General features: G+C 63.9%; 12 protein-coding genes. 7 read left to right on the plus strand and 5 right to left on the minus strand.

What is annotated here, in order from left to right:
• Nucleotides 1-65: 65 nt before the first annotated feature.
• The 3 genes from CPI83_RS19490 to CPI83_RS19500 all read left to right on the plus strand — a co-directional run bounded on the left by CPI83_RS19490 (nucleotide 66) and on the right by CPI83_RS19500 (nucleotide 3,552).
• The gene (locus CPI83_RS19490; RefSeq protein ID WP_097387594.1) at nucleotides 66-764 is read left to right on the plus strand and encodes a response regulator transcription factor; all 699 of its coding nucleotides are present in this window, start codon (nucleotides 66-68) and stop codon (nucleotides 762-764) included.
• Nucleotides 761-2,155, plus strand: a complete 1,395-nt coding sequence (locus CPI83_RS19495) for a HAMP domain-containing sensor histidine kinase (protein ID WP_029254938.1) — start codon at nucleotides 761-763, stop codon at nucleotides 2,153-2,155. Before CPI83_RS19490 ends, CPI83_RS19495 begins: the two co-directional genes overlap by 4 nt.
• Before the next feature lie 188 nt (nucleotides 2,156-2,343).
• On the plus strand, nucleotides 2,344-3,552 hold the full coding sequence (locus CPI83_RS19500; RefSeq protein ID WP_097387595.1) for an MFS transporter: 1,209 nt from the start codon (nucleotides 2,344-2,346) through the stop codon (nucleotides 3,550-3,552).
• Here CPI83_RS19500 and CPI83_RS19505 read toward each other — a convergent pair.
• Genes CPI83_RS19505 through CPI83_RS19515 form a run of 3 tightly spaced genes read right to left on the minus strand, consistent with a single transcriptional unit; the run spans nucleotide 3,549 to nucleotide 6,989 of the window.
• Complete coding sequence (locus tag CPI83_RS19505; RefSeq protein ID WP_097388217.1) at nucleotides 3,549-5,003, minus strand: MFS transporter; 1,455 nt, start codon at nucleotides 5,001-5,003, stop codon at nucleotides 3,549-3,551. The two genes, CPI83_RS19500 and CPI83_RS19505, sit on opposite strands and share 4 nt — an antisense overlap.
• Nucleotides 5,004-5,052: 49 nt before the next feature.
• Nucleotides 5,053-5,712 (minus strand): response regulator transcription factor, encoded by a 660-nt coding sequence (locus CPI83_RS19510; RefSeq protein WP_020969075.1) that lies wholly within the window; start codon nucleotides 5,710-5,712, stop codon nucleotides 5,053-5,055.
• Nucleotides 5,709-6,989, minus strand: coding sequence for an ATP-binding protein (locus CPI83_RS19515; RefSeq protein ID WP_037134353.1), 1,281 nt, complete (start codon nucleotides 6,987-6,989; stop codon nucleotides 5,709-5,711). Before CPI83_RS19515 ends, CPI83_RS19510 begins: the two co-directional genes overlap by 4 nt.
• Before the next feature lie 236 nt (nucleotides 6,990-7,225).
• Here CPI83_RS19515 and CPI83_RS19520 point away from each other — a divergent pair, with 236 nt between their 5' ends.
• Nucleotides 7,226-8,620, plus strand: a complete 1,395-nt coding sequence (locus CPI83_RS19520; protein ID WP_097387596.1) for a PspC domain-containing protein — start codon at nucleotides 7,226-7,228, stop codon at nucleotides 8,618-8,620.
• Entirely contained in the window at nucleotides 8,617-8,850 is a 234-nt protein-coding gene (locus tag CPI83_RS19525) for a hypothetical protein (RefSeq protein ID WP_020906937.1), read from the plus strand. Before CPI83_RS19520 ends, CPI83_RS19525 begins: the two co-directional genes overlap by 4 nt.
• A 55-nt stretch (nucleotides 8,851-8,905) precedes the next feature.
• Here CPI83_RS19525 and guaA read toward each other — a convergent pair whose 3' ends face one another.
• Nucleotides 8,906-10,477, minus strand: a complete 1,572-nt coding sequence (guaA, locus tag CPI83_RS19530; RefSeq protein WP_019747593.1) for a glutamine-hydrolyzing GMP synthase — start codon at nucleotides 10,475-10,477, stop codon at nucleotides 8,906-8,908.
• A gap of 367 nt (nucleotides 10,478-10,844) precedes the next feature.
• On the opposite strand from guaA, the gene CPI83_RS19535 reads away from it, so the two are divergent.
• Nucleotides 10,845-12,614 (plus strand): Ig-like domain-containing protein, encoded by a 1,770-nt coding sequence (locus tag CPI83_RS19535; RefSeq protein ID WP_097387597.1) that lies wholly within the window; start codon nucleotides 10,845-10,847, stop codon nucleotides 12,612-12,614.
• Nucleotides 12,615-12,665: 51 nt separating this feature from the next.
• The gene (locus tag CPI83_RS19540) at nucleotides 12,666-14,423 is read left to right on the plus strand and encodes an Ig-like domain-containing protein (RefSeq protein ID WP_097387598.1); all 1,758 of its coding nucleotides are present in this window, start codon (nucleotides 12,666-12,668) and stop codon (nucleotides 14,421-14,423) included.
• An 83-nt stretch (nucleotides 14,424-14,506) separates the two neighbouring features.
• Here CPI83_RS19540 and CPI83_RS19545 read toward each other — a convergent pair whose 3' ends face one another.
• Nucleotides 14,507-16,261, minus strand: a complete 1,755-nt coding sequence (locus CPI83_RS19545) for a GMC family oxidoreductase (RefSeq protein ID WP_020906934.1) — start codon at nucleotides 16,259-16,261, stop codon at nucleotides 14,507-14,509.
• Nucleotides 16,262-16,366: the final 105 nt, after the last annotated feature.

Genomic DNA, 16,366 nt, shown 5'->3' on the forward strand with positions numbered 1-16,366 from the left:
CTTGGCTGACCGAGATTCCTCCGACCGCAGAAGGCCCCTGATCATGGCGAGTCCAAGGTGAGCTCATGGTGAGCATTCTTTTCATAGAAGACGATCCAGCGGTGGCCGAGGCAATCACGTTGGGACTGAACCGACTCGGGCACAACGTCAGCCATCGCCCCAACGGTAACGGCGATTTCGACGACGTCCTCGGCTCCACCGACCTCGTCCTCCTCGACCTCGGACTGCCAGGAGCCGACGGTTACGAGATCTGTCGACGCATCCGTACGCGCAGTTCGATCCCGATCATCATCTTGACCGCCAGATCCGACGACATCGACACTGTTGCCGGCCTCGAGGCCGGTGCCGACGACTACGTCGTCAAACCGGCCAGTCCGCGTGTCCTCGATGCTCGGATCAAAGCCGTCGTGCGGCGCTCGGCCCCCGCAACATCGCGTTCAGATGTGGCGCCGGGCGCAGAGAAGTTCGGCGACCTGGAATTGGATCGGTCGTCATTGCAGGTACGCAAGGCCGGGACGCTGCTGACCCTGACTCCGACCGAACTCCGACTGATACTGGCGCTGACCGAAAACCCCGGACAGGTTCTCAGCCGCAGGCAGTTGTTGTCCGCAGCCTGGGACCAGGAATACCTGGGCGACTCACGAATCGTCGATGCAGCAGTGCAGCGGCTGCGCGGAAAGATCGAGGACGACCCAGCCACACCGACCGTGATCGAAACGGTGCGCGGGTTCGGGTATCGCTTCAACACCAGCCCGGCCCGATGAGACCGACCTGGCTTCGGGTCGACGGTCTTCGGACCAGGCTCGTGCTCGTGTTCATCGCAATCGTCGTGATCATCGCCGGAGCAACCGCAGGTGTCGTCTCGTTCATGGCGCGGTCGTGGATCTATTCCAACGCTCAGGACGTGGCAACGGCACAATTTCGCGACGAACTGCAGTACAGCAACGGACCGCCGGTAGACGGGTTGACACCTGACACCCTCGACCAGATCTTCCAGTCCGACATGACTCTGATCGTCGACGGCGAAGTCATCCGTCAAGGATCAGTGGATGCGGCAACAATCCCACCCAGCTTCGAAGAGGGTTTGGACAGTCCCAAACTGATCCGCTTCGAGAGACTCGACTCCCAGCGCATCATGTTGGGAATGTCGGTCAATGTCGTGGACATGACTGCAGACGACGGCTACGACAACGAGACACTGGTCAAAGCCGTCACCATCCGGCCGCTGGTAGGGGTGCAGGACAAGTTCGACGACCTGCTTCGAGCTGTCGGTCTCACCCTCGCGGCGGGTGTGCTGGTGAGCGGTCTGCTCGGACTCTGGATCGCGTCGACGCTGGTCCGTCCGCTCAAACGCCTGGACGAGGCCGCCGCCCGCGCCGCCGACGGCGACCTGAGCGTCCGGCTCCCCGAGGATGGAGTAGCCGAACTTGCCCAGGTCACAACAACATTCAACAACATGGTCGCTCGCAACGAAGCGGTCATCCGAGGTCTGGAAGAATCGGAAGAGCAGTCGAGAAGATTTGTCGCCGACGTCTCCCACGAGCTTCGAACGCCGCTGGCGGCATTGGTTCCGGTCAGCGAAATCCTCCGCGAAGAGATCCCCAATCTTCCGCCAGACGCCGCCGCTGCAGCGCGCATCGTGAGCAGTGAGATCGGCAAGCTCACTCGACTTGTCGAAGATCTGATCGAAATGTCGCGCCACGACTCACAACAGGCGCGTCTCGTCCTCGACGACGTCGACCTCGTCGAATTGACCGAGCGCACACTCGAGAGCCGAGGTTGGACAGAAACCGTCGAACTCCGTGCACCCGAAAACGTCAGCACCAGAGTGGATTCGCGTCGAATCGACATAGTCGTCGCCAACCTCGTCGGCAACGCACTGCGCCACGGAGCGCCTCCGGTTCGCGTCGAGTTGAGCGCAGAACCCGGTTTCTCCGTCATCACCGTCGTCGACCACGGCCCCGGCATCTCACCCGAAGACCGGCAGGCGATTTTTCGGCGGTTCTACAAGGTCGACACCGCGCGCGGACGCAGCGAAGGCAGCGGACTCGGGCTCTCCCTCGCCGTCGAAAACGTGCACTTGCACGGCGGCACCATCGGCGTCGACCAGGTGGACGGGCGCACGATCTTCACGGTTCGCCTGCCCCATCGCTGACCCCTTCCCGAGCGAACGTACCTTTCGGCGCACCCAAGGCGATCGTCGTACCGTTCGCTCGAAAAGGGGTGGGCACTTCTCACCCTAGGCCCCCCACGTTTGACCAAATAATGGGATTCTGGTTTCAACATGTGAAACTACGCGAGTAGCGTCGGCATCGTCGAACAGCGTAGAAATCGGAGGGCACCATGACGCAGGCGTCGCGGTTGGAAAAGACGGCCGTCTCCCCGAAGGCGTGGACGATGCTCGGAATCGGCGTCGCAGCCCAGGCCGCAGGCACCGTCTTCGTCAGCACCCCCGCCTTTTTGATCCCGCTGCTGCATTCCGAGCACGGTCTCTCGTTGACTCAAGCCGGAACCCTGGCCGCTGCACCCACTTTCGGCATGGTTCTCACCTTGGTGGCGTGGGGAGCGATGGCCGACAGATTCGGTGAGAAATGGGTCATCTCCATCGGGCTCGCGCTGACGGCGATCGCCGCGCTCGCCGCGACCACCACCGACAACTACGCCCTCCTCGGGATCGCATTTCTACTGGGCGGAATGGCTGCGGCGAGCACCAACGCCGCCAGTGGGCGTGTTGTGGTCGGCTGGTTTCCCAAGGATCGGCGCGGCCTTGCGATGGGCATCAGGCAGATGTCACAGCCACTGGGCGTGACCATTGCGTCGTTGACCATCCCGACTCTCGCCGCGAACGTAGGAATCGGCTCGGCCGTCGGACTGTCGGTGGCGCTCAACGGCGTCCTCGCCCTGATCTGTGCCGTCGCATTGGTCAATCCCCCGCGCCCGGCGGCACGGCCCACAGATATCCCGGTCGAGACGATCAACCCTTATCGCTCGAACTGGTTCCTCTGGCGCATTCACGTCGTCTCGGCACTGCTGGTGTTTCCGCAGTTCACCCTCTCGACGTTCGGTCTGGTCTGGCTGATCAGCGAGCAAGGCTGGGACGCGGCGCCCGCTGGACTCCTGATCGGGATCTCCCAGTTCGTGGGTGCGCTCGGCCGCATCGTCGTCGGCATCTGGAGTGATCGCGCCGGAAGCAGAGTAGGCCCGCTGAGGTTGGTTGCCGTCTCCGCATCCGCGATCATGTTGGCAATGGCAGCAGCCGACGCAGCGCCTTGGGGCGTTCCGGCCCTGATCCTGCTGCTGGCAACAACCGTCAGCGTCGCCGACAACGGTTTGGCGTTCACATCCGTCGCCGAAGCTGCCGGGCCGAAATGGCAAGGAAAGGCGTTGGGCGCACAGAACACCGGCCAGTTCATTGCCGCGTCAGCAGTGGGCCCGGTGGTCGGTGCGCTGATCGGCGCGGTCGGCTACCCGCTCGCTTTCGCGATAGTCGCGGCATTTCCAGCCGCGGCAATCCCCTTGGTGCCCAGCCGAGATCGCGACATCAGCGTCTAGTCCCTCATCGGATTCGGTTGCACTGCAGGTCCCGTCAGATCACAATGCGGCTTGCACGCAACCGAATCCGCTTCCTGAACAGGCTCAACTGCCGGAGTACGAATCAGCGTCGCGGCGATCGCCGCACCGATCAACAGCAGCGCCACACAGATGTACATCGCGTACCGGAAACCGTCGGAGAAACTCGACGGATCGACCAGGCTCTCGGCATCGATACCCACGAGAGCGGGCAAGGCCGCAACCGCAAGAAGCTGGCTCGTGCGAGCAACGGCATTGTTCACACCCGACGCGATTCCGGACTGCTCCACCGGCACCGAGCCGAGCACCGCGGCGGTCAACGGCGCCACCATCACCGCCAGGCCGAGGCCGAAGACCAGAACTCCCGGCAGCACGACGGTCAGGTACGACGCATCCGGGCCGATCCGCGTCATCAACACCAACCCCACCGCGGCCACCGCGGGTCCGACCGTCATCGGCAATCGCGGTCCGTGCGTCTGCGCGTAACTGCCCGCGCGCGAAGACAACAGCAACAATGCCAAGGTGATCGGTACCGTTGCGACGCCGGCAGCCACCGGCGAGTACCCCGCGACCAACTGCAATTGCAGTACGAGCAGGAAGAACACACCGCCAAGCGCCGCATAGACCGCGAGAGTCACCAGATTGGCCGCGACGAACATCCGCGAACGAAACAGGGACGGCGGCACCAACGAACTCGGCGATCGACGTTCCACCACAACGAACAGGCACAGCGCGAGCACCCCGACCAGCCCGACTATCGGGTTGACTTCGATCAGCCCGTACGTCAGCGCCCCGAGACCGACTACTGCGCAGGCAGATCCGACCACGTCCAGGTGCTCGGGCGGATGCGGATCGCGGCTCTCGGGCACGTGGCGCACCGCTGCCCACACCACGACGATCGCCAACGGAATGTTGAGCAGGAACACCGATCGCCATCCCGCCACTTCCACCAGCCAACCACCGAACAGCGGACCGATAGCGCCGGCGACACCACCCAAGCCCGACCACAAGCCGATCGCCGCACCGCGGTCCTCCTCGCGAAGTGACGCGGAAATGATGGCAAGGCTGCCAGGCGTCAAGAGCGCAGCTCCCACTCCCTGCAGGATCCGCGCAATCACCAGAAACGTGATGTCAGGTGCAATTCCGCACAGCAACGACGCGACCGCGAACCAGACCGTCCCCCACACGAATACCCGCCGCCGACCCCAACGATCGCCGAGGGCTCCCCCGAGCAGTATCAGCGACGCCAATGCCAAGGTGTATCCACTCAGAGTCCACTGCAGCCCGGCGACACCGGAATTCAAGTCCTCGCCGATTTGCGGCAGAGCAATGTTGACGACGGTGCCGTCGAGGAGAGCCATGCTCGAGCCGAGAACGGTGGCGGCGACAACCCAACGCCCACGTCTCGACGCGAGCGCCAGTGGTTCCGTCATCGGTCCATGGTGCGCCTTCACTCGCAATCGCGAAAGGGTGCGCGGAAATTCAGTCGATCTGTCGGCGATGTGCCCAACGTGTCAGCGCATTGCGATTGGACTGCTGAGTCTTTCGCAGAACGTTCGATGCGTGAGTCTCGACGGTCTTCACGGAAATCACCAGGTCCTCGGCAATTTCACGGTAGGTGTACCCACGTGCCAGCAATCTGAGCACTTCGAGTTCTCGCGGAGTGAGCGAGTCGAGTTCCGGATCGAGTTGTGGCTCGGGTGCATTGGAGCGTCCGGTGAAGGAGTCCAACACGAAACCTGCCAGGCGCGGCCCGAACACCGCGTCACCACCGGCAACGCGTCGTACGCCCTCGGCAAGTTCGGATCCCGAGATCGTCTTGGTCACATACCCGCGCGCACCGCCGCGGATCACCGCGATCACGTCTTCGGCGGCATCGGAAACGCTGAGCGCCAGGCACACCGGGCCCGAATCGATTCCACGCAGAACTGCCACTCCACCACCGTCGGGCATGTGGACATCGAGCAGAACGACATGCGGCTTCGTCGAGTTGATACCGGCGATTGCCTCCGCGACGCCGCCGGCCTCACCGACGACATCCATATCCGTCTCGCGCGAGAGCTCGGCCCTCACCCCGGAGCGGAACACTGCATGATCGTCGACAAGAAATACGCGGTACGGGGGCGGCGCAAGCGAAGTCACTGGGGCTGTTCCTCGGGGTTGTCGACACGGTCAGCAGTCTGGTCCCACTTTAGAGCAGAGTCACCGAGCGGCATGTGCACGCGGATCTCGGTGCCCTTTCCGATGTCGGATCGAACCACGACGCGGCCACCGCGCCGCTCGATTCGACCACGAATCGACTTGGCCAGCCCCTGGCGATCCTCCGGCACCGCGTCGACGTCGAATCCGACGCCGCGATCACGAACGAACACACTGACCTGATCACCCTCGACCTCGGCGAACAGATTGATTTCCTTCTCCCCCGAGTGCTTTGCCGAGTTCACGAGAGCTTCACGCGTCGCACCGAGGAGCGCGGTGAACGCTTCCTTGGGCAGGCCGTTCTCGACGCCTTCGCCTTCGAGTTGTACGTCGCCGACAGTGACGGGACGGACCGTGACACCGTGCTGGTCTTCCACTTCACCGGCGATGATCTTCAGGCCTTCCGTCAGGCTCGTGTGGTCGATGTCGCCGCCGCTGAACAACCACTTGCGCAGCTCGCGTTCCTGACCGCGGGCCAGGCGCGCCACCTCTTGTGGGTTGTCGGACTGCTTCTGAATCAGAGCCAACGTCTGAAGGACGGAGTCGTGTAGATGCGACGCAATCTCTTCACGTTCGTCGTTGCGAATTCGGGCCGCACGCTCGGCGCCGAGAGCACGCCACATCCGCAGCCACAGCGGCACCGTCAACAAACCGACACCGATCAGCGTCACGACCACCGCCAAGAGAGACGAGCGCAGTGCTTCGAGGTCGACCTGAGCAAGGACGACAACGCCAAGACCCAAGATGATCAAGGTGGCTCCCCCGACCACCCGCGCCCACGTCAGAACGGTAGGCCGCTGCGGCAAGCCGATGACAGTACGGGGACCGTCGGAGTCGAACTCGCGCCACACCAAGGCTGCACCGATCGCGACGACGAAGAACGGCGCGAGCACCGAACCCGCCGTGCCGCTGAACAACCAGGACAACGCGGCTGCGCCGCCCAATCCGAGTGCGATCAAGCCGTACGCCCGCTGCCGCTCGGCCGCGGACGGCTTCTGCGTGTCCGTGCCGGCGGAGGTGAAGATCCACAGGGCGCCGTAAATGACGATGCCGGATCCGGCCATCGCCGCAAGAATCGTGAAGGCGACGCGCACTTTCAGGACGTCGATACCGAGATGATCGGCGATACCGCCCGCAACTCCGGCGACGATGCGACCGCCGGAGCGCCGCTCCAGCTTTCGCAGTGGCACGGCACCCGGAATGGGCACGCCCTTCTTCATGGGTACGGGATGCACCGGTACCCCGTTGACGGGCGGGCCTCCCGCAAACCCGGGAGCGGGACCGCTCACGAACGGCGGATCTGACAGATATTGCACATAGTCGATACTGGCACGAACCACGCGGACACACATCAGGGTCCAACCCTGAATCAGTCCGCCACCCTCACCCGCGATCACCACAAAGATCAGGGTTGGCCCTGATGCGCGGAGGCTGCCTCGGAAGCCAGGATTGATTCATGAACAATCCGACTTTCCAAGAACAGATCCAGGATCTGTGGCGGACCCGCCCCGTGCGTCTGCCGGCACAAGGTCACGTGGCTGGGGTATGCGCCGGAATCGGATACCGGTACGGCATCGACCCCGTTCTCGTACGCGTGGCGTTTGTCGCGTCCACCATTTTCGGTGGCTCAGGCATCCTTCTCTACCTCGCCGGCTGGTTGGTACTTGCTCGTGCCGGTGACGGATCGTCCCCCGCGCAGTCGTTGATGGGCCGCGGACACAGTTCCGATTCCAGTACCAAGACCATCGTCTTGCTGGTGGCCCTCGCCATCGCGGCTACGACTGTCGGCCCCGTCGGCGTCGGTCTGGGTGGTTCCGGACTGATCGGGCTGATCCTGATGGTCGGTGGCCTGTGGCTGCTCTACCAACGAGCGCCCATCCCGCCAGCACCGCCGCAGAACACGTCGCCTTATGTCGGCGCAGGTACCGCGTATCCAGGCACCGGATTCACGCCTGGGCCGTTCACCCCCGGATACTTCGCGCCCAATCAGCCTCCCGTGTACACGCCGTACACCAAACTCCCCGACAGCTATGTGCCCGAGGAACGACCGGCCGACCAGCCGCAGCAGTCACCACAATCTCAGGCCGCTCATCCGACGATCAACCTGTCGAAGGACCCGAGCGCTTCGGTCAGCACCAATCCGACCGAGGTGATCGGTGAGGCCGCCATCACGCCGCCGTCCTGGGATCCGCTCGGTGTCGCTCCGTTCGCCTGGGATCTTCCGGATCCGGCAGCCAAGGCCACACCGCTGCTCCCGTTGCCGCCACGTAAGCGTCGCTCGCGTTGGACGCTGACGGTCCTCGGACTCGCAATCATCGTCGCCGCCGTCACCGGGGCAGCGGGCGCCGCAACCGGCAACGAGTGGTTCACTCCCGGCCGAGTCGGTGCAGTCGGACTCGCCGTCATCGCACTCGGCCTGATCCTCGGGGCATTCTTCCGCAAGGGGTACGGCCTGCTGGTCGTCACCGGACCACTCGTGGGTTTCGTGCTTCTCGCCTCGCTGGTCTACCCGATCGAGTTCGACGCCTCGGGTGAGCAAAGATGGACTCCGGCAACAGCTTCCGAGCTGGAGCCGTCGTATTCAGGAGCCTTCGGAAGCTTCACTCTCGACCTCAACGGGGTCAAGTTCACCGAGGACAAGACCATCGACGTCGCGGCGTCGTTCGGCGAGTTCACCGTCATGGTGCCACCAACCGTCAACGTCAAGAACAGCTGCACCGTCGTCATGGGTGACGGATCAGGTTGCCTCGACGGCGGAATACACCCGGGCCGTGATGTGACACCGGACTCTCCCACCCTGACCATCAACGCCAAAGCCACGTTCGGCAGCCTGAAGGTGACGCAATCATGAGCGAGTACGACGAGACTACAGACCAGGACGAGACCCGAGAATCCAAGCGCCCCTCGGCACTTCTGCTGATCGCAGGACTGGCCGCACTACTGGTCAGCGTGTGGGCGTTGGTCGGGCCGTTCTCTCTGGCGCCGGCAGCGAACATTCAATTCCGTTGGCTGTTCGTCGGTGCCGCCGTCGTGGCAGGACTACTGCTGGTGATTCTGCCGAATCGGCGCAACCGCAAGTAAAACTGCTGTGCGCCTTTATTAACCGCGGGGGGTTAATAATGGCGCACAGTTGTTTTTACTCCCACTCAATAGTTCCCGGCGGCTTGCTCGTCACGTCGAGGACTACGCGGTTCACGTCCGCAACCTCGTTGGTGATTCGAGTCGAGATGCGCTCGAGGGTCTCGTACGGCAGACGCGTCCAGTCTGCGGTCATCGCGTCTTCACTCGAGACCGGACGCAGCACGATCGGATGACCGTACGTCCGGCCGTCACCCTGCACGCCCACGCTGCGGACGTCGGCGAGGAGAACCACCGGGCACTGCCAAATCGTTCCGTCCAAGCCTGCAGACGTAAGCTCTTCGCGCGCAATGGAATCTGCATGACGCAGGATCTCGAGGCGATCGCGGGTGACCTCACCGATGATGCGGATACCGAGTCCGGGACCGGGGAACGGCTGGCGTCCGACGATCTCTTCCGGCAGACCGAGTTCGCGGCCCACTGCACGGACCTCGTCCTTGAACAGCAGACGCAGCGGTTCGACCAACTTGAACTGCAGATCTTCCGGCAGCCCGCCGACATTGTGATGGCTCTTGATGTTTGCAGTTCCCGTGCCGCCGCCGGACTCCACGACATCCGGGTACAGGGTGCCCTGCACGAGGAAGTCGACGGTTGCACCGTGAGATGCGTTCTCGCCCAGAACATCACTGACTGCGCCTTCGAAGCTGCGGATGAACTCACGGCCGATGATCTTGCGCTTGGTCTCGGGATCGGTGACCCCAGCCAGCTCACCGATGAAGGTGTCCGCAGCATCCACGGTGATCAGACGCGCACCGGTTGCCGCGACGAAGTCCTGCTCGACCTGCGTGCGCTCACCGGCTCGCATCAAACCGTGATCGACGAAGACACACGTCAACCGGTCGCCGATTGCCCGCTGAACCAAAGCCGCAGCGACAGCCGAGTCGACACCACCGGAAAGACCGCAGATGGCGTGTCCGTCGCCGACCTGCTCGCGAACCTGCTCGATCAGCGCATCGGCGATGTTGGACGCCGTCCACGCTGCCGGAATACCGGCGATCTCGTGCAGGAAGCGGCTCAGGACCTGCTGACCGTGTGGGGAATGCAGAACCTCGGGGTGGTACTGCACGCCGGCGAGCTTGCGAGCGCGGTCCTCGAACGCTGCGACGGGAGCGCCATCGCTGGTCGCGGTCACCTCGAAGCCGGAAGGCGCTTCGGTGACGGCGTCACCGTGGCTCATCCACACCGGCTGCGTCGCGGGAAGTCCGTCGTGCAGCAACCCACCGGATACCGCGATGTCGGTACGACCGTATTCGCGGGTGCCGGTCTCGGCAACGGTGCCGCCGAGGGCGCCTGCCATTGCCTGGAATCCGTAGCAGATTCCGAAAACCGGGATGTCGTGATCAAAAAGTGCGGGATCGAGCTTGGGAGCACCGTCTGCGTAGACACTCGAGGGCCCACCCGAGAGCACAACAGCCAAGGGGTTCTTGGCCACGATCTCCTCGACGGTCGTGGTGTGCGGAATCACCTCCGAGTAGACCTTGGCTTCGCGAACTCGCCGTGCGATCAACTGCGCGTACTGCGCTCCGAAGTCGACGACAAGAACTGGTCTCTGCTGCTCGATATCTGCCACAGGTGCAGTCTAATCGCCGCAGCCAGCGCTTCTGCGCATGCATGGACTCAGCCCGCTCCTCGGCCGAGTGAGCGCGAGGTACGTCACTACAAAGGCCGACCCTCCGGACTGCGCGGCGACCTCGGGGCGACCTAGACCACCGTCCAGGTCAACGATGCCCCAATCACCCGCACCTTAGCTTCGGCAATCAAATTAGCGACATCATCGCAGGCCAGAGCCCGAAATGGACGGAGGGTGAATTTTCTGGACGTTTGACCGATTCGCCTGAACCAAACGTCCAGTAAAGGTAATCTCGCCCGTCAAGTGATCAGGATCACGATCGCAAACGGCCGGCGCCGCCGAACGGCGCTCACCTCGAGGAGGACCTGTGCGTCGATTCATACGACGACTCGCCATACCTGTCGCGGCTGTGACGGCTGCCGCCGGACTTCTAGTCCTCGGCACGCCGGCCACTGCTGACGAAGCCCCGCCGACCACCTTCACCGGCACGACCGACAATCTGATCTTCACGAAGAGTGTCATCGGGAACGCGGCAGTTCACCCAGGCGACACCGTCACGTACAAGACCGAGATCAAGCACAACGAAAGCGGCATCGAACGGTCGATCGCAAAGATCCGTGACATCCCGCCCGCAGGATTCGTCCTCGTGCCGGGCAGCGCCAAGGCCACCTACCTGGGTGTGACCAACCGGGCGACGATCAGCAACGAATCAGATGGCGGAGTCTCAGCGAAGTGCTCGAGCGGCTGCACCTTCCTCGTCGGTGGATTCGTCGTCAAGAAGAACCAACCCGTCACGCTCGAAGCGACCTACACGGTCCCTGTCGGCACAGCGTTCGGGACGTACGACAGCGGCATGCTCTTCGACGTCAACGCCTTCAGCACGCAGCAGGGCCTCAACCCGATCAACGTCAACGTCCAGGTCGTCGACCCGTCTGTCGCCACCGGTACCACTCTGGTTGCACCGGCAACGGCGAAGGTCGGCACGCCGGTCGACCTGACCGCGACGGTTGCGCCGTCCGACGCGAGCGGCACCGTCCAGTTCAAGGACGGCGGCAACGACATCGGCGCACCCGTCCCGGTCTCGGGCGGTAGCGCCACCCTCTCCCACACCTTCGACAGCGTCGGCGCCCACGACATCACCGCCGCGTACAACGCCGGTCCGGGATTCCACAGCTCGACCTCCGGAGTCCAGACCGTCGACGTCTCCGCGGACACCACCACCACGATCTCGGCTCCGAACGCAGCATTGGTCGGTGACAGCATCACCGTGAGCGCCGTCGTCACTCCGGCCAACGCCGTGGGCACGGTGCAGTTCAAGGACGGCGACACCAACCTCGGCGCACCGGTGGCCGTGGTCGACGGAACGGCTTCCCTGACCCGCAGCTACGACGCCTCCGGCACGCACAGCTTCACCGCAGTGTTCACCGGCGAGGCCGGCTACGGCGATTCAGTGTCCACCGCAACCCAACTCGACGTCAGCGATCCCGACTGGGGAACCACCACCACCGTTGTCGAACCGCTCACAGCAGTCGTCGGTGAACCGACCAACCTCTCGGCCACCGTCTCCCCCATCCCGAGCAGCGGAACCGTGACGTTCAAGGTCGACGGCGCCGAGGTCGGTACCGCACCCGTCGGCACGGGTGACGGCGTCGCGATCCTCCCGCACACCTTCGCATCAGCCGGTGCCGCAGCCGTAGTTGCCGAGTTCTCCGGCGGAACCGGATTCATCGGCTCCACGTCCACATCGTTCACGGTGAACGTGACCGATCCCGAGCCCGCCCGCGCGGACACCACGACAGTTCTGACTGTCAGCGGCTCCGCTCAGGTCGGAAAGGCATTGCAACTCAAGGCCACCGTTGCACCCGGAACAGCAAACGGAATGGTCCAGTTCAAGTCCGGCACGACGCCCATCGGCGCACCCGTTGCCGTCGTCAACGGCGTCGCGACGCTCACGCACACCTTCGACGACGAGGGAACGTTCGGCCTCACTGGCAACTTCGTCGGCGACGCCGGCTGGAAGAACTCCGTCTCCGGCCCGACGGTCGTGCAGGTCGGCACCGTACCGACAGACGGCGGCGGCACCGGAAGCGTGGACACCGGTTCACTCAGCGGCCTCATCCCGCTCTTCGGAAGCTAGTCCCCCACATCAGCTTTGGACACCACTCCCGTACCCAGCTCAGGAGAATCCATGTTCGTGTACTCCAGACGTCGCATCGCGGCGCCGATCGCCGCCACGGCACTCGCCAGTGGCGTCATCCTCGCGGGAATCCCCGCATCAGCGGCCCCGGTGACAACAACTTTCGGAACGAGTTGCCTCGCAACCCCGTCCGCCGTCGCCGGTCCGACCACGCAGTCCCAGTCCGGTTCGGTCATCGTCGACGCACCGGAGAGCGTCGGAGCGGGTGAGACCTTCGAGGTCACCATCCAACCCGGTCCCATCGCCTTCCCCGGATCGGCTTCGGGGGCGACCGTCCAGAACGTCTCCCGCATCAAGGTCGACGTCGACGTTCCCGCGAACGCCACCCTGGTGGAAGCCACCATCGTTCCCGGAACTTCGGCAGGGCTCAGCGGTGTCGCGCCGAACATCCTGCGCGTCAACGAGAACGGCAACGTCGATCCCAACGGAACGATTCTGCGCCTCTCCGGAAACAACCAGGTCATCGGAAACAGCCCCAGCTCGAGCATCAACTCCGAGGGCGGCATCGTCGTCAAGGCGACCGGCAAGAACGTCGACGGTTCCAACAATGCCGACGGCTACACCCAGTTCCAACTCCCCCAGGTCAAGGCAGTTCTCAAGGCCGGCGATTCAGGGGACGTCGCGATGAAGGTACGCACCGGCGGCAGCGCGGGAGCGTGGAACAACGATCGCAACTTCCTCACGTTCCTCCCCAAGGCCACCCTGGTCATCACCGCCTGGGCACCCACACGATGCACCCCGCGTGACGCCGAGAACGGTCCGCTCAACAGCGGCGCAGGCCCCCTCGCCACGACACGGATCATCGAGGCGGACAAGGCAACCACCACCACTGTCGTCGGACCGGCCAACGCCAAGAACGGAACTCCTGTCACTCTGTCGGCCAACGTGAGCGGCGGCGCAAACGGTGGAACCGTCCAGTTCTTCGACGGCGACAACCCCCTCGGCGACGCGGTGCCGGTCACCGGAGGGTCGGCAAGCATCTCCCCGACCTTCACCGAGGACGGACCGCACTCCATCACCGCGAGCTACAGCGGTGCACCCGGATTCCTGGCGTCGACGTCGGCGTCGGCCAAGATCGTGACCGTCACGACCGATGCGCCGCCTGACTCCGTGACCACTACCGCAACGGTTTCGCCGTCTACCGCGAAGGTCGGTCAGGACGTCAACCTCACCGCCAAGGTCGATCCGCAGGGCACCGGCGGCACCGTCGACTTCATCGTCGACGGCACCGAAACGCTGACTGCCACGGTCGGAACAGACGGAGTTGCCATCGCTCCGTACACCTTCACCTCGACAGGAACGCACAAGGTTGTCGCGAAGTTCACGGGTTCACCAGGATTCGCGCCGTCCGCTGCCCCGGCATTCCCGGTCAGTGTCACGACTCCGGCTCCCGCTGACGTCGAGACGTCCACGGTTCTCGACGCGGTCGGAACTGTCCAGAAGAACACCCCGGTGACACTCAAGGCAACGGTCGATCCGGCCGGGGCCACGGGCAAGGTCCAGTTCAAGGTCGGTGACACCCTCATCGGTGGACCGGTCGACGTGGTCAACGGTGTCGCAACGGTACCGGCCACCTTCTACAACTCCGGGACCTACAGTGTCACCGCCGAATTCGTGGGTGGTTCGGGCTACACGTCCTCGGCCTCCGCGCCGCAGACCCTGACCGTCCCCGGTGATACCGACGGCGGACCCGGTGGCGGAACCGGCAGCCTCGACCTCGGCACCCTCTTCGGGTCGCTGGGCGGCTGACAAGGTGGGCTGACGATCTGAAACTGCAAAAGGGGCGTGCCGTCGAATCCTCGACGACACGCCCCTTTTCGGTTCGCGGTGAACTATCCGGCAGCAGGCTCCGCCGGAACAGCCGTAGCCGTCTTGCCGCCGGTGATCTTCACGATCGGCAGAACCAGCGCTGCCGGAGCCGACGCCGGCACCACGGGCGACTTGGGTGCAATCGGAGCCAAACGCTCGTAGCCGCTGCCCTGGGCGGGACGCAGGTCCGTCTCCCCCTTGTTCGGCCACAGCGAGGCCGAGCGCTCGGCCTGAGCGGCGATGGTCAGCGACGGATTCACGCCGAGATTGGCCGAGACCGCTGCACCGTCGACGACGCTGAGCGTCGGGTAGCCGTACACGCGGTGGTACGGATCGATAACGCCGTGATCGGAATCCGACGCGATAGCGCAACCGCCCAGGAAGTGCGCGGTCAAAGGAACGTTGAAGATCTCGCCCCACGTGCCGCCTGCGACGCCGTCGATCTTCGCGGCAACTCGACGCGTCGCCTCGTTGCCCTCGGGAATCCACGTCGGGTTCGGCTGACCGTGGCCCTGCTTGCTGGTGACCTTGCGTCGACCGAACAGGCCCTTCTTCGTGTACGTGGTGATCGAGTTGTCGAGGTTCTGCATGACCAACGCAATGATCGTGCGCTCGCTCCAGTCCTTGACGGTCAGCATCCTCAGCATCTGGTACGGGTTCTTCGCGACCACACCGAGGAACTTGATCCACCGCGGTGTCGAGCCACCGCCGTCCGTCATCAAGGTCTGCAGCAGTCCCATCGCGTTGGAACCCTTGCCGTAGCGGACCGGCTCGATGTGGGTGTCACTACTCGGGTGGAACGACGACGTGATCGCCACTCCGCGGGTCAGGTCGAGTGCAGGATCGACCTTGTACTTGCCTGCGCCGACGATGGATTCGGAGTTCGTTCGAGTCAGCTCGCCGAGCTTGTCGGAGAGCTTGGGCAGAGCGCCGGTGTCCTTCATGTCGAAGAGCAGATGCTGAGTGCCCCACGTTCCGGCCGCGAGAATCACGTTCGCAGCCGTGTAGGTGCGGCGGTTCTTTCGCCCGAATGCACCGGTTCGCTCGGTGAACACATCCCACGAACCGTCGCGAGCCTCACGAAGTCCGGACACAGTGGTCATCGGAATGATCTCGGCGCCGGCTGTCTCGGCAAGGCCCAGGTAGTTCTTGAGGAGAGTGTTCTTCGCTCCGTGACGGCAACCCGTCATGCACTCGCCACACTCGATGCAACCGGTGCGCTCGGGTCCGACGCCGCCGAAGTACGGGTCCTTCGCCTTCTTGCCCGGCTCACCGAAGTAGACGCCGACAGGGGTCTGGATGAACGTGTCGCCGACGCCCATGTCGTCGGCGACCGACTTCATGATCTCGTCAGCGGGCGTCATGTGCGGATTCTGCACGACACCGAGCATCTTCTGAGCCTGCTCGTAGTACGGGGTGAGCTCACTTCGCCAGTCGGTGATGTGCGCCCACTGCTTGTCCTGGAAGAACGGCTCCGGTGGCTGGTACAGCGTGTTGGCGTAGTTCAACGACCCGCCGCCGACGCCTGCGCCCGCGAGGATGAGGCAGTCGCGCAGCAGATGCACGCGCTGAATGCCGAAGCAACCCAGCTTCGGAGCCCAGAGGAACTTCTTGAGATCCCAGCTGGTCTTCGCGAAATCTTCGTCGGCATACCGTCGGCCGGCTTCGATGACGCCGACCTTGTAGCCCTTCTCCACGAGACGAAGCGCGCTCACGCTTCCGCCGAACCCGGATCCGACGATCAGTACGTCGTAGTCCGTTGCCCGTTGCTTGCCCATCAGGACACCTCCACCGTGAACCGTAGTTACCCGCCAGTATGCACCTATCCCTTGTGACTACCACCACAAGGGGCCCCATAAGCGTAACCGCAAGTATCAGGAACG

Source organism: Rhodococcus sp. H-CA8f, from assembly GCF_002501585.1.
Taxonomy (GTDB): Bacteria; Actinomycetota; Actinomycetes; order Mycobacteriales; family Mycobacteriaceae; genus Rhodococcus_F; species Rhodococcus_F erythropolis.

Excerpts from the sequence above, each read along its gene's own strand:
- CPI83_RS19545 (WP_020906934.1), bottom strand. The coding sequence starts at position 16,261 with ATGGGCAAGCAACGGGCAACGGACTACGACGTACTGATCGTCGGATCC.
- CPI83_RS19490 (WP_097387594.1), top strand. The coding sequence starts at position 66 with ATGGTGAGCATTCTTTTCATAGAAGACGATCCAGCGGTGGCCGAGGCA.
- CPI83_RS19520 (WP_097387596.1), top strand. The coding sequence starts at position 7,226 with ATGAACAATCCGACTTTCCAAGAACAGATCCAGGATCTGTGGCGGACC.
- CPI83_RS19505 (WP_097388217.1), bottom strand. The coding sequence starts at position 5,003 with ATGACGGAACCACTGGCGCTCGCGTCGAGACGTGGGCGTTGGGTTGTC.
- CPI83_RS19525 (WP_020906937.1), top strand. The coding sequence starts at position 8,617 with ATGAGCGAGTACGACGAGACTACAGACCAGGACGAGACCCGAGAATCC.
- CPI83_RS19540 (WP_097387598.1), top strand. The coding sequence starts at position 12,666 with ATGTTCGTGTACTCCAGACGTCGCATCGCGGCGCCGATCGCCGCCACG.
- CPI83_RS19500 (WP_097387595.1), top strand. The coding sequence starts at position 2,344 with ATGACGCAGGCGTCGCGGTTGGAAAAGACGGCCGTCTCCCCGAAGGCG.
- CPI83_RS19495 (WP_029254938.1), top strand. The coding sequence starts at position 761 with ATGAGACCGACCTGGCTTCGGGTCGACGGTCTTCGGACCAGGCTCGTG.
- CPI83_RS19515 (WP_037134353.1), bottom strand. The coding sequence starts at position 6,989 with ATGAAGAAGGGCGTGCCCATTCCGGGTGCCGTGCCACTGCGAAAGCTG.